The sequence below is a fragment of the Shewanella psychrotolerans genome (assembly GCF_019457595.1).
Taxonomy (GTDB): Bacteria; Pseudomonadota; Gammaproteobacteria; order Enterobacterales; family Shewanellaceae; genus Shewanella; species Shewanella psychrotolerans.
Genome location: NZ_CP080419.1, coordinates 170,368 through 183,053, shown reverse-complemented (window position 1 = coordinate 183,053; position 12,686 = coordinate 170,368). Strand labels below are relative to the sequence as shown.

23 protein-coding genes are annotated in these 12,686 nt (G+C 45.3%); 6 read left to right on the top strand and 17 right to left on the bottom strand.

What is annotated here, in order from left to right; all coding sequences use genetic code 11:
- Positions 1–119: 119 nt before the first annotated feature.
- The 6 genes from ccmA to K0I62_RS00895 all read left to right on the top strand — a co-directional run bounded on the left by ccmA (position 120) and on the right by K0I62_RS00895 (position 3,978).
- Entirely contained in the window at positions 120–770 is a 651-nt protein-coding gene (gene ccmA / locus K0I62_RS00920; protein ID WP_220069709.1) for a cytochrome c biogenesis heme-transporting ATPase CcmA, read from the top strand.
- Positions 771–780: 10 nt separating this feature from the next.
- Positions 781–1,467, top strand: a complete 687-nt coding sequence (ccmB, locus tag K0I62_RS00915; protein ID WP_220069708.1) for a heme exporter protein CcmB — start codon at positions 781–783, stop codon at positions 1,465–1,467.
- A 1-nt stretch (position 1,468) separates the two neighbouring features.
- Positions 1,469–2,215, top strand: a complete 747-nt coding sequence (locus tag K0I62_RS00910; RefSeq protein WP_220069707.1) for a heme ABC transporter permease — start codon at positions 1,469–1,471, stop codon at positions 2,213–2,215.
- The gene (ccmD, locus tag K0I62_RS00905) at positions 2,215–2,409 is read left to right on the top strand and encodes a heme exporter protein CcmD (RefSeq protein WP_220069706.1); all 195 of its coding nucleotides are present in this window, start codon (positions 2,215–2,217) and stop codon (positions 2,407–2,409) included. The genes K0I62_RS00910 and ccmD overlap by 1 nt, the downstream gene beginning before the upstream one ends.
- 2 nt (positions 2,410–2,411) lie before the next feature.
- A complete protein-coding gene (gene ccmE / locus K0I62_RS00900; protein ID WP_220069705.1) occupies positions 2,412–2,897 on the top strand; it encodes a cytochrome c maturation protein CcmE in 486 nt (161 codons plus the stop codon).
- A gap of 106 nt (positions 2,898–3,003) precedes the next feature.
- Complete coding sequence (locus K0I62_RS00895) at positions 3,004–3,978, top strand: ABC transporter substrate-binding protein (RefSeq protein WP_220069704.1); 975 nt, start codon at positions 3,004–3,006, stop codon at positions 3,976–3,978.
- 91 nt (positions 3,979–4,069) lie between these two features.
- Here K0I62_RS00895 and rplQ read toward each other — a convergent pair whose 3' ends face one another.
- From rplQ to rplN, 17 genes are all read right to left on the bottom strand, one after another.
- Positions 4,070–4,462 carry a 50S ribosomal protein L17 gene (rplQ, locus tag K0I62_RS00890; protein WP_220062695.1) on the bottom strand — a complete coding sequence of 131 codons (393 nt, stop codon included), beginning with the start codon at positions 4,460–4,462 and terminating at the stop codon, positions 4,070–4,072.
- Between the two features lie 40 nt (positions 4,463–4,502).
- Entirely contained in the window at positions 4,503–5,492 is a 990-nt protein-coding gene (locus K0I62_RS00885; RefSeq protein WP_011863990.1) for a DNA-directed RNA polymerase subunit alpha, read from the bottom strand.
- A gap of 24 nt (positions 5,493–5,516) precedes the next feature.
- Positions 5,517–6,137, bottom strand: coding sequence for a 30S ribosomal protein S4 (gene rpsD / locus K0I62_RS00880; RefSeq protein ID WP_220069703.1), 621 nt, complete (start codon positions 6,135–6,137; stop codon positions 5,517–5,519).
- 35 nt (positions 6,138–6,172) lie between these two features.
- Positions 6,173–6,565, bottom strand: coding sequence for a 30S ribosomal protein S11 (gene rpsK / locus K0I62_RS00875; protein WP_011863988.1), 393 nt, complete (start codon positions 6,563–6,565; stop codon positions 6,173–6,175).
- A 17-nt stretch (positions 6,566–6,582) separates the two neighbouring features.
- Positions 6,583–6,939 (bottom strand): 30S ribosomal protein S13, encoded by a 357-nt coding sequence (gene rpsM / locus K0I62_RS00870; protein WP_028764665.1) that lies wholly within the window; start codon positions 6,937–6,939, stop codon positions 6,583–6,585.
- 116 nt (positions 6,940–7,055) lie between these two features.
- Positions 7,056–7,169, bottom strand: a complete 114-nt coding sequence (rpmJ, locus tag K0I62_RS00865) for a 50S ribosomal protein L36 (RefSeq protein ID WP_006083579.1) — start codon at positions 7,167–7,169, stop codon at positions 7,056–7,058.
- Between the two features lie 21 nt (positions 7,170–7,190).
- On the bottom strand, positions 7,191–8,531 hold the full coding sequence (gene secY / locus K0I62_RS00860; protein WP_220062693.1) for a preprotein translocase subunit SecY: 1,341 nt from the start codon (positions 8,529–8,531) through the stop codon (positions 7,191–7,193).
- Between the two features lie 7 nt (positions 8,532–8,538).
- Positions 8,539–8,973: a 50S ribosomal protein L15 gene (gene rplO, locus K0I62_RS00855; RefSeq protein ID WP_220069702.1), complete on the bottom strand. Its 435-nt coding sequence runs from the start codon at positions 8,971–8,973 to the stop codon at positions 8,539–8,541.
- Position 8,974: 1 nt separating this feature from the next.
- On the bottom strand, positions 8,975–9,160 hold the full coding sequence (rpmD, locus tag K0I62_RS00850; RefSeq protein ID WP_028764668.1) for a 50S ribosomal protein L30: 186 nt from the start codon (positions 9,158–9,160) through the stop codon (positions 8,975–8,977).
- A 5-nt stretch (positions 9,161–9,165) separates the two neighbouring features.
- Positions 9,166–9,672 (bottom strand): 30S ribosomal protein S5, encoded by a 507-nt coding sequence (gene rpsE, locus K0I62_RS00845; protein ID WP_028764669.1) that lies wholly within the window; start codon positions 9,670–9,672, stop codon positions 9,166–9,168.
- Positions 9,673–9,685: 13 nt separating this feature from the next.
- Entirely contained in the window at positions 9,686–10,036 is a 351-nt protein-coding gene (gene rplR / locus K0I62_RS00840) for a 50S ribosomal protein L18 (RefSeq protein WP_028764670.1), read from the bottom strand.
- A gap of 10 nt (positions 10,037–10,046) precedes the next feature.
- Positions 10,047–10,577, bottom strand: coding sequence for a 50S ribosomal protein L6 (gene rplF, locus K0I62_RS00835; RefSeq protein WP_220069701.1), 531 nt, complete (start codon positions 10,575–10,577; stop codon positions 10,047–10,049).
- Between the two features lie 10 nt (positions 10,578–10,587).
- On the bottom strand, positions 10,588–10,980 hold the full coding sequence (gene rpsH, locus K0I62_RS00830; protein WP_220069700.1) for a 30S ribosomal protein S8: 393 nt from the start codon (positions 10,978–10,980) through the stop codon (positions 10,588–10,590).
- Between the two features lie 23 nt (positions 10,981–11,003).
- Entirely contained in the window at positions 11,004–11,309 is a 306-nt protein-coding gene (gene rpsN, locus K0I62_RS00825) for a 30S ribosomal protein S14 (RefSeq protein ID WP_220062690.1), read from the bottom strand.
- Positions 11,310–11,319: 10 nt separating this feature from the next.
- A complete protein-coding gene (gene rplE, locus K0I62_RS00820; RefSeq protein ID WP_011863978.1) occupies positions 11,320–11,859 on the bottom strand; it encodes a 50S ribosomal protein L5 in 540 nt (179 codons plus the stop codon).
- A gap of 12 nt (positions 11,860–11,871) precedes the next feature.
- Positions 11,872–12,186, bottom strand: coding sequence for a 50S ribosomal protein L24 (gene rplX / locus K0I62_RS00815; RefSeq protein WP_110456979.1), 315 nt, complete (start codon positions 12,184–12,186; stop codon positions 11,872–11,874).
- A gap of 11 nt (positions 12,187–12,197) precedes the next feature.
- Positions 12,198–12,566 (bottom strand): 50S ribosomal protein L14, encoded by a 369-nt coding sequence (rplN, locus tag K0I62_RS00810; protein WP_011863976.1) that lies wholly within the window; start codon positions 12,564–12,566, stop codon positions 12,198–12,200.
- Between the last annotated feature and the right edge of the window lie 120 nt (positions 12,567–12,686).

Sequence of the window (12,686 nt, the reverse complement as noted above, 5' to 3'; positions counted from 1 at the left end):
GTTTCACTTTTTGGAAGCATATCAAATTGCTGACACTAAAAAGTAACCAATGCTAAACCCTAATAAGGGATTATGTTAATATCACTTGCGTTGACATATGGCTTGAGATAGAGGGTTCAGTGGAAAAAGAAAAAATAGCAACAACACTGGTATCGGCCGATAACTTAACTTGCATTCGTGAAGAGCGAATCTTATTTGATGAATTGAGTTTCAACATCCAAGCTGGTGAAATTGTCCAAATTGAAGGTCCCAATGGCGCGGGTAAAACTAGCCTACTGCGTATTCTCGCAGGTTTATCTCGACCTTACGCTGGCGAAACACTTTATAAAGGTGAGGATATCACTCGATGTCGTGATGAATACAACGACGATCTTTTATATTTAGGCCATTTAGCAGGCGTAAAAAGTGAGTTAACTGCCGAAGAAAACCTTAACTTTAATTTAAGAATCACTGGGTATGATGAGTTCAGCACCAATGAGATATTAGCAAAAGTTAATCTTTCCGGTTTTGAAGAAGCGCTAGCAGGGCATCTCTCTGCCGGCCAACATCGACGAACCGCACTAGCAAGGCTATGGCACACTAATTGTAAAGTCTGGTTACTCGATGAACCGTTTACTGCAATTGACAAAAAAGGCGTTGAAGAGTTGGAACACCTGTTTTTAAAACATGCCAAGAATGGTGGATGCGTCATCATGACGACTCACCAAGATATGGGCATCATAGGTGAAGATATTCTGCGAAAAATTCGCTTAGATTACCGCTTTGTATAAGGTGCAGTAGATGAAAAAAGGCATTAGTTTTACCCAAGCATTTTTCACGCTTTTAAAGCGTGACTTACAAATTGCGATAAGACATAAAGGGGATATTTTTAATCCACTACTTTTCTTTATTTTGGTAGTTACGCTGTTCCCATTAGGAATAGGCCCTGAGCCGCAGGTATTATCGCGCGTGGCGCCAGGAATTATCTGGGTTGCAGCTTTACTTGCCTCAATGCTCTCGTTAGAGCGACTATTCAAGGCAGACTTTGTCGATGGTAGTCTTGAGCAGATGTTGCTAAGCCCACAGCCATTGTCTTTAATGGTATTGGCAAAGGTATTGGCTCACTGGATACTAACGGGTGTTCCGCTAATTTTAGTTGCACCATTGCTTGCCGTACTGCTGCACCTAGAGGAAAACAGCTATGGTGCACTATTAGCAACTCTGGCACTTGGAACTCCAGTTCTCAGCCTACTCGGCGCCATCGGTGTCGCGTTAACAGTGGGATTACGTAAAGGCGGAGTATTGCTTAGCTTGCTCATCCTACCGCTTTATATTCCGGTATTGATATTTGCCACCAGTGCAATCGATGCTGCAGGATTAAATCTACCCTACAGCGGCCATCTAGCCATTATTGGTGCGATGTTGGTCGGTTCGTTAATTTTGGCACCATTTGCGATTGGTGCCTCTCTAAGAGTGAGTACTAACTAATATGTGGAAATGGCTACATTCATACGCAGATCCTCAACGTGCGTATAATCTCGCTGGCAAGCTGCTGCCTTGGTTCGCTGCACTTGCGTTCGGATTTATAGGTGTCGGATCTATCTGGGGCTTGCTTTTCGCTCCCGTTGATTATCAACAGGGTGACAGCTACCGCATCATCTTCATCCACGTACCAGCCGCTTCAATGTCTATGTCGGCCTACATGGCGATGGCAACCTCAGCGTTCATTGGCTTGGTATGGCAGATCAAGTCGGCTGACTGGGCAGCGGCGGCCATCGCACCTATCGGTGCCGTTGTCACCTTTATCGCTCTGATCACGGGAGCCGCTTGGGGTAAGCCTATGTGGGGTACTTGGTGGGTATGGGATGCGCGCTTAACCTCTGAACTGGTACTACTGTTCCTCTACCTAGGTGTGATCTCGCTATACGCCTCTTTCGAAGACAAGGTGCTTGCTGCACGAGCGGCTGGTATCCTAGCGATTGTAGGTGTAATCAACATACCAATCATTAAGTATTCAGTAGAATGGTGGAACTCACTTCATCAGCCTGCAACTATTAAAATCACCGAGAAATCCTCGATGGCACCTGAGATGCTGTACCCGTTACTGATCAACATCTTTGGTTTTGGTCTCATGATTGGAGCCATCACTTTAGTACGTTTCAGAGCCGAGGTTTTAGCCAGAAATGGGATGCGTCCTTGGGTTAGGGAACTCGCGAAAGCTGAAGGAGTCAAATAATGCAGTTCGATTCATTAACAGATTTTTTTAACATGGGTGGTTATGCTTTCTATGTATGGCTATCTTACGGGGTCACGATCTTTTCGCTGGGGACTTTGATTTTTTTCAGTATGCGCCAGAAACGCAAAATTCTGACTGAAATATCGAAGAAAATGCAACGTGAAGAACGCCTAAAAGCAAATCGGAGTAATTAACAGTGAACGCTAGACGTAAGAAGAGACTTGCCCTTGCTAGTGCCTTAATTGGTGGTGTTGCCGCAATCGCATCATTACTTTTATATGCGCTGAACTCAAACTTAAACTTGTTCTACACTCCGACGGAGATCACGCAAGGCAAAAAAGATACAGGCGTAAAACCTGAAGTCGGTCAACGCATTCGTGTTGGTGGAATGGTTACTGTAGGCTCAATGATCCGTGATCCAAACAGTCTCCATGTAGAGTTCGCCGTGCATGACTCACTAGGTGGTGAGATTCAAGTGACATACGATGACTTGCTGCCAGATCTATTCCGTGAAGGGCAAGGTATCGTAGCTCAAGGCGTATTAATAGAGAACGGTAAACTTGAAGCCACAGAAGTGCTTGCCAAGCATGATGAAAACTATATGCCGCCAGAAGTCGCTGAAGCCATGGGACAAACCCACGAAAAACTCGACTACAACACGACACAAAAATCAGGCTATTAAGCCACTTACATTAAAGGCCTCTTACGAGGCCTTTTTTAATGCGTTTACACATACTTACGCGGGAAAATCAGCTATAACTATATAAAAGTGCTTTGGAAAGTCATCCATGCGTATCCTGGTTTTACTCTTATTATTCTGCTGCCTGCCGAGTGCTGCAGCGGACCTTCTATTTGTTCATAGTTATCATGAAGGCTACCCTTGGGTGCAAGATTACCGGCGCGCCATATTGGATAATCTAAGCCAACCAGCCCAAGTCGATAACTTCTTCCTAGACTCCAAGCGTCTACCCTATGAAGAATATGTCAAACGCGCTGATATGGCTTGGAACCGCATCAAAAGCCTTAAACCGGATATGATAGTCCTTGCTGACGACAATGCCATTAAACTATTAAGTGAACGCATTGCAACCACCAATATTCCAGTTGTTATTTTAGGGCTAAACACGAATCCAAGAGATCACGGAATCCAAAAATTTCAGCAATTCATCGGTGTCTTAGAACGTCCCTTGTTTAAGCGTTCTCTATTACTCGTCGATACCATATTACCGAAAGCCGAGTCTAGAAAGCTACTCATCCTCTCAGATAACAGCGCTACGAGTCTCGCCGCTCTAAACCCAATCAGTGAAGAGCTCAAACCGATCAGACTAGGTAATTTAACCATAGAATTTGAACTAGTTGAGTCCGAACGAGCATGGCACCAGGCTGTGCTCAATGCTAAAAAAGCCGGATATCAAGGGATATTCATCGCCCTCTATCACAGCCTCACTTCGGAGCAAGGAGAGCATGTAGACCCCCAAAAAATTATTGCCTGGACTGCTAAGGAGTCTCCCGTGCCGAATTTTGGTTTCTGGGATTTCACTATAGGCAAACAAGCCAATACAGGTGGTTATGTGCTCAATGGCTATGAACATGGCAAGCTAGCGGCAACCTTAATCAACAAACTATTACATGGCGCCAAGGCCGAAGACTTAGGCTATATCAGTGACAGTAAGGGCAGCTTTCGCTTTAGCCTCTCAGGCGTAGCTAGGTGGCACCTGTCGATTCCCAAGGAGATGTCAGATAAGGCACAGTGGGTTGACTAATATCGCGGCAAGAGTGCCTTTAGAGATGAATTTAAGATAAGAAATAAAAAAGCCGGGCAATTGCCCGGCTTTTTAACAATGAATCCAAGTGTTACTCAGCAGCGTCTTCAACAGCTTCAGCAGCTTCTGGACGACCTACTAGTTCAATATACGCCATAGGCGCTTTATCACCAGTACGTAGACCGCACTTAAGGATACGGGTATATCCACCAGGACGTTCCTGGTAGCGTGGACCCAATTCATTAAATAACTTACCTACGACTTCAGCGTCGCGAGTACGAGCAAACGCCAAACGACGATTTGCAACGCTATCACTCTTAGCAAGTGTTATTAGAGGTTCAACTACGCGACGCAGTTCTTTCGCTTTAGCTACAGTAGTCTTGATCACTTCGTGACGGACTAATGAGCTTGCCATGTTACGGAACATAGCTTGGCGATGGCTGCTGTTGCGGTTTAGTTGACGACCACTCTTACGATGGCGCATGACCTAATCCTTATTACCTAAATCTGTACAAACTAGGACTTTATAGGTCGTCTGCTAAACTAGCTGGAGGCCAGTTTTCAAGACGCATACCTAATGAAAGTCCGCGAGAAGCCAACACATCCTTAATTTCGGTAAGAGATTTCTTACCCAAGTTAGGTGTTTTAAGTAGCTCAACCTCAGTACGCTGTACCAGATCTCCGATGTAATGAATCGCTTCGGCTTTCAAACAGTTAGCCGAACGTACAGTTAGCTCTAGATCGTCGACAGGACGCAACAGAATCGGATCGAACTCTGGTTTCTCTTCTTTCTGCTCTGGCTCAGTGACATCACGAAGTTCAACAAACGCATCTAGCTGTTCAGCTAAAATTGTTGCAGAACGACGAATTGCTTCCTCAGGATCGATAGTACCATTAGTGGTCATATCGATAACGAGTTTGTCTAAGTCAGTACGCTGTTCAACACGTGCTGCTTCAACATTGTAAGCAATACGCGCGACAGGTGAGAAAGATGAATCCACTAGCAAGCGACCAATTGGACGATCGTCGTCTTCGGTTTGCGCTCTAGCCGAAGCAGGAACATAACCACGACCACGTTCAACGCGGATACGCATACTGATGTCATTATTACCAGTCAGATGACAGATAACATGATCAGGATTCATAATAGTAACATCACCATCGTGCGTGATATCTGCTGCGGTAACAGGGCCTGCGCCTGACTTGCTTAAAGTAAGCATAGCCTCGTCTTTACCCTCGATAACCACTGCTAAACCTTTAAGGTTTAATAGGATCTCTAGGATATCCTCTTGTACGCCTTCCTTGCTGCTGTATTCGTGCAGTACACCATCAATCTCGACTTCGGTAACCGCGCAGCCGGGCATAGACGACAATAGGATACGACGCAACGCGTTACCTAAAGTATGACCAAAACCACGCTCAAGCGGTTCGAGTGTAACCTTGGCACGTGTTGGGTTAACCTGCTCGATATCAACGAGACGCGGTTTAAGAAATTCTGTAACAGAACCCTGCATTGTGTCCTCTCTTGTTTATTAGCCTTACTTAGAGTAAAGCTCGACGATCAGCTGTTCGTTAATATCCGCAGATAAATCGCTACGTTCTGGTAGACGCTTGAAAGCACCTTCCATCTTAGCACTATCTACTTCAACCCATGTTGGCTTTTCGCGCTGAGACGCAACTTCTAAAGCAGCCTTAATACGAGCTTGCTTTTGAGACTTCTCACGTACGCTAATTACATCATTTGCAGACACTTTAAATGATGGAATGTTAACAACGCGGCCGTTGACCATAATAGATTTGTGGCTAACTAGCTGACGTGCTTCTGCACGTGTAGCACCAAAACCCATACGGTATACAACGTTATCTAAACGAGTTTCTAAAAGAGTAAGTAGGTTTTCACCAGTGTTACCTTTTAGACGTGCAGCGTCTTTGTAGTAGTTACGGAATTGCTTTTCTAGCACACCATAAGTACGACGAACTTTTTGTTTTTCGCGTAACTGAACGCCATACTCAGACAAACGAGCCTTACGAGCGCCGTGTTGTCCAGGTGCAGCTTCAAGCTTACACTTCGAATCAATTGCTCTCACACCGCTTTTTAAGAAAAGGTCAGTACCTTCTCGGCGGCTGAGCTTGAGCTTTGGACCCAAGTATCTTGCCATGTTCTTTCTCCAACTATCCTATTAAAAACGGGCGATTAAACGCGACGTTTCTTAGGAGGACGACAACCATTATGAGGGATCGGCGTCACATCGGTAATATTGGTTATTTTGTAACCAACCGCGTTCAGCGCTCGAATAGCTGACTCACGTCCTGGACCTGGACCCTTCACGAAAACTTCAAGGTTTTTAACACCATAGTCCTGAGCAGCAACACCTGCACGCTCAGCAGCTACCTGTGCAGCGAATGGGGTAGATTTACGTGAACCACGGAAACCTGAACCACCAGATGTTGCCCAAGAAAGTGCATTACCTTGACGATCTGTAATGGTGATAATTGTGTTGTTGAAAGATGCATGGATATGAGCCATGCCATCAGCAACCTGTTTACGTACGCGCTTGCGCGTTGAACGTGACGGAACTTTAGCCATATTGGTTTACCTTCCCGTTACTTTCTAATTGGCTTACGTGGACCTTTACGCGTACGCGCATTGGTCTTAGTACGTTGCCCACGAAGGGGCAGGCTACGACGGTGGCGAAGACCACGATAACAACCAAGGTCCATTAGACGCTTGATGTTCATGGATACTTCACGACGTAAGTCACCTTCTACAATGTATTTAGCAACTTCTTCGCGTAGTGTGTCTATTTGAGCTTCGCTCAATTCCTTGATCTTAGCATCTTCAGCAATTGAAGTAGCCGCGCAGATTTTTTGTGCGCGAGTTAATCCAATACCATAGATAGCAGTCAATGCAATGACTGTATGCTTTTGATCAGGAATGTTAATGCCAGCGATACGGGCCACTATGCACTCCTCATAAGTTAAAGGCCATCTGTGAAAAGCCCGGTAGGATACTCGACAGATGACAATTTTGCAAATAATATTTTGACCAGCTCAAAATTTGAGCTGGTCAAAAGTTTTTAGCCTTGACGCTGTTTGTGTTTTGGTTCAACACAGATAACGCGTACAACGCCGCTACGCTTGACGATCTTGCAGTTACGGCAGATCTTCTTCACGGAAGCTCGAACTTTCATTTCATCACTCCGTAAAGCTAATTAGCGACCAAAGCGATCTAAATTCGCTTTGTTTACTAGGTTAGCTTTCTTCATCACAGACTCATACTGATGAGACATCATATGGGTCTGAACCTGAGCCATGAAGTCCATGATTACGACTACCATAATTAGTAGTGAGGTACCGCCAAAATAGAACTGTACCTTCCACGCAATTAACATGAACTCCGGAATTAAACAGATAAAGGTGATATATAATGCGCCAGCTAATGTTAGGCGAGTCATCACTTTATCTATATAACGCGAAGTCTGTTCTCCAGGACGGATCCCGGGAATAAACGCACCGCTCTTCTTCAAGTTATCAGCTGTTTCACGAGGGTTAAACACCAACGCAGTATAGAAGAAACAGAAGAAAATAATTGCTGTTGAATACAATAATGAGTAAAGCGGCTGACCTGGTGATACTGCAAGTGAAAAATCACTTAACCAAGATAAGCCTTCATTCTGTCCAAACCACTGAGCCAGCGTGCCTGGGAACAAGATGATGCTTGACGCAAAAATTGGTGGAATTACACCAGCCATGTTTATCTTCAGTGGTAAGTGAGTACTTTGCGCAGCGAACACCTTACGGCCCTGCTGACGCTTAGCATAGTTAACAACGATACGACGTTGTCCACGCTCAACAAACACTACAAAATAGGTCACAGCAAATACAATTACCGCAATCAACAATAATACGAGTACGTTCAAGTCGCCTTGACGCGCCTGCTCAGCCGTTTGGCCGATAGCAGATGGTAGACCAGCCACAATACCTGCGAAAATCAAAATCGAGATACCGTTACCTATGCCTCTCTCGGTAATTTGCTCACCTAGCCACATTAAGAACATAGTTCCTGTTACTAGACTCACAACCGCAACGAAGTAGAAACCAAAGCCAAGATTTACAACTAAACCTGGGACTAAATTTGGTAAACCGGTTGCGATACCGATCGCTTGGAATGTACCCAAGACCAGCGTGCCATATCGTGTGTATTGACTAATTTTCTTACGCCCTGACTCACCTTCCTTTTTCAGTTCGGCAAGCGCAGGATGAACAACCGTCAATAATTGCATGATAATCGATGCCGAAATATACGGCATGATACCTAATGCAAAGATAGAAGCACGTTCAAGGGCGCCACCAGAGAACATGTTAAACATGCCTAAGATGGTACCCTTCTGCTGATTAAACAGCTCTGCTAATACAGCTGCGTCAATACCAGGAATTGGTACGAACGAACCGGCTCTAAAGACGATAATCGCACCAATCACGAACAGGAGGCGAGCTTTCAGTTCAGAAAATCCACCTTTCGCGCTTTTTAAATCAAGTCCTGGTTTTGCCATCGACGTATTATTCCTCGATCTTTCCGCCGGCAGCTTCAATAGCTGCACGAGCACCTTTGGTTACCTTAAGACCTTTAACGGTCACAGGGCGTTCAATGGTACCTGAAAGAACGACTTTAGCAAACTGTATGTTGCGAGTTACTAGATTCGCATCTTTCAGTGCATTCAAGTCGACAACATCACCGTTAACTTTAGCTAGTTCGCTAATACGAACTTCGGCAGACACCATCGCTTTACGCGAAGTGAAACCGAACTTCGGCAAACGAATCTTAAGTGGCATTTGACCACCTTCGAAACCGACGCGAACGCCGCCGCCTGAACGAGACTTCTGACCTTTGTGACCGCGACCAGCAGTCTTACCTAAGCCAGAACCGATACCGCGACCTACACGCTTAGCTGCTGATTTAGCACCTGCAGCAGGTGATAGAGTATTTAGACGCATCTTATACTTCCTCCACCGAAACCATGTAGTAAACCTTGTTAATCATACCGCGAATTGAAGGAGTATCTTCAACTTCAACAGTGTGATTAATACGGCGTAGACCTAGACCAGTCAAAGTTGCACGATGCTTTGGCAAACGTCCAATTGAGCTTTTAGTCTGTGTCACTTTTAAAGTTTTAGTAGCCATGGTGCTTAACCTCGAATTTCATCAACATTCAGGCCACGCTTAGCTGCGATTTGTGCTGGTGACTTCATGTGCACCAACGCATCTACAGTTGCGCGAACGATGTTGATCGGGTTAGTAGAACCGTATGCTTTCGACAGAACGTTATGAACGCCTGCTACTTCCAATACGGCACGCATAGCACCACCGGCGATAATACCGGTACCTTCAGAGGCTGGTTGCATGTAAACACGCGAACCAGTATGACGGCCCTTAACAGGATGGTGCAAAGTACCATTTACAAGTTCTACAGAAACAATGTTACGGCGAGCCTTTTCCATTGCTTTCTGAATTGCTGCAGGTACTTCACGCGCTTTACCATAGCCATAGCCGACTTTACCGTTACCATCACCCACTACAGTTAGTGCAGTGAAGCTAAAGATACGTCCGCCTTTAACTACTTTAGAAACACGATTTACTGCAACTAACTTCTCTTGCAGATCATCTTTTTGTTGTTGAGCTTCAAATTTAGCCATTTTTAATCATTCCTTAGAACTGTAGGCCAGCTTCACGAGCTGCGTCTGCTAATGCAGCAACGCGTCCGTGATACTTAAAGCCGGAACGATCGAATGCAACTACAGTTACGCCTTTTTCGATAGCACGCTCTGCAACGGTTTTACCCACTACTTTTGCTGCATCAACGTTACCTGTGTATTTAAGCTGCTCTGATACCGCTTTCTCAGCAGTAGAAGCTGCCGCCACAACTTGCGCATTGGCATCAATAACCTGTGCGTACGTGTGACGTGGTGTACGATGTACAACCAGACGGTTAACGCCCAGCTCTTGGATCTTCTTACGGGCGCGAGTAGCGCGGCGCAAGCGAGATGTTTTCTTATCCATATCGCGTTACCTACTTCTTCTTAGCCTCTTTACGGCGTACTTGTTCATCAGCATAACGAACACCCTTACCTTTATAAGGCTCTGGTGGACGGTAGCCGCGAATCTCTGCAGCAACTTGGCCAATCAACTGCTTATCAGTACCCTTAAGTACGATTTCAGTTTGAGTTGGACACTCTGCAGTTACGCCGTCAGGAAGCTGGTGAACTAGAGGGTGAGAGAAACCTAGAGTCAAATCAACGCCGTTACCAGCGACTTTCGCACGGTAACCAACACCAACTAGAGTAAGTTTTCTTTCGAAACCTTCATTAACACCAACAACCATGTTGTTGATTAGAGCTCGAGCGGTACCAGCTTGAGCAGCGGTTTTAGCGCCTTCAGCTGGAGAACACTTAACTTCGTTGTTTTCAACAACAACAGAAACTTCAGCGTTAATCACTCGAGTCAAACTACCTTTAGAACCTTTTACGGTGATAGTTTGTTCGTTTAAAGTCACTTCTACGCCTGCAGGAATAGCGACTGGTGCTTTTGCGACACGAGACATTGCTAGCTCCTTATGCTACGTAGCAGATAACTTCCCCACCCATGCCATGTTGGCGGGCGGCACGATCAGTCATCAAACCTTTAGAAGTGGACACGATTGCGACACCCAGTCCGCCCATCACCTTTGGAAGTTCGTTTTTACCTTTGTAAATACGAAGACCAGGACGACTTACGCGCTGGATAGTCTCAACGACTGGTTGGCCTTGGAAATACTTTAAAGTGATTTCTAAAACCGGCTTAGCTTCGCCTGCTACGGCGTAGTCAGCAATATAACCTTCTTCTTTAAGCGTCTGTGCAATAGCAACTTTTAGCTTATTAGAAGGCATAGATACTGATACTTTGTTAGCAGCTTGGCCGTTACGAATGCGAGTTAACATATCCGCAATTGGATCTTGCATGCTCATATTAGCTTACTCCGTGACAAGTATTACCAGCTGGCCTTACGCAGGCCAGGAACTTCACCACGCATGGTTGCTTCACGCAATTTAATACGGCTAAGGCCGAATTTGCGTAGGAAACCATGTGGGCGACCAGTTTGACTACAACGATTGCGCTGACGCGCAGAACTTGAGTCACGTGGTAGGCCTTGCAGCTTAAGAACTGCATCCCAACGATCTTCTTCAGAAGTTGTTGGATTGCTAATGATAGCCTTAAGAGCTAGACGCTTTTCAGCATACTTAGCCACGAGCTTGGCACGTTTTGCTTCACGTGCTTTCATTGAACTTTTTGCCATTTCGCTACCCTTATTTCTTGAATGGGAAGTTAAAGGCGTCTAGTAAAGCACGGCCTTCTTCGTCATTCTTCGCAGTAGTAGTGATAACAATATCCATACCACGGATTTTATCGATTTTATCGTAATCGATTTCCGGGAAGATGATTTGCTCACGTACACCCATTGCGTAGTTACCGCGTCCGTCGAACGACTTAGCGCTCAAACCACGGAAGTCACGGATACGCGGGATTGCGATATCAACTAAACGCTCAAGGAACTCCCACATGCGTTCGCCACGCAGAGTTACCTTACAGCCGATCGGGTAGCCATCACGGATTTTAAAACCAGCAACTGATTTACGAGCAACAGTTACAACTGGCTTTTGACCAGCAATAGCAGTCATGTCACGAAGCGCATGCTCCATAACTTTCTTATCTGCTACAGCTTCGCCAACACCCATATTAAGGGTGATTTTCTCAATCCGAGGGACTTGCATGACACTGGTATAACCGAACTTCTTAGAAAGCTCAGCGATAACAGTCTCTTTATATTTATCATGCAGTTTCGCCATCGTTTACTCCAATTACTTAACGAGTTCACTGTTCGACTTAAAGAAACGGACTTTTTGGCCGTCTTCAAATCGGAAACCAACGCGATCAGCTTTGCCAGTGGCAGAGTTGAAAATCGCTACATTTGATGCTTGTATCGGTGCTTCTTTCTCAACAATACCACCAGTCACACCCATTTGAGGGTTAGGCTTCTGGTGCTTCTTGATAAGATTGATGCCTTCTACAATTAATTTACCAGTTGGTAAAACTCGAGAAACCTTACCGCGTTTACCCTTGTCTTTACCTGCTAGTACAATTACTTCGTCTTCACGACGGATTTTAGCTGCCATTTTGAAGCTCCTTACAGTACTTCTGGTGCCAGTGAAACAATTTTCATAAATTGTTCGGTACGCAATTCACGCGTCACTGGTCCAAAGATACGAGTACCAATCGGTGCAAGGTTTGCGTTAAGCAAAACCGCTGCGTTCCGATCGAAGCGAATGACAGAACCGTCTGGACGACGCACGCCTTTCTTAGTACGGACTACCACCGCGTTATACACGTCACCTTTCTTCGCTTTACCGCGAGGAATTGCTTCTTTTACAGAAACCTTGATGACGTCGCCGATACCGGCATAACGACGATGAGAGCCACCCAAGACCTTAATACACTGAACTCTACGAGCGCCACTATTACAGGCGACTTCTAGAGTCGATTGCATTTGGATCATTTTAAGTGCTCCGCTATCGTTACTTCACAAATCCCACAATTGGGGCATATTTTAACCATTCTGGACGATATTATTGACCAAAATGGCGCGCAAGTATAACACCCAAAAACAGGAATAGAT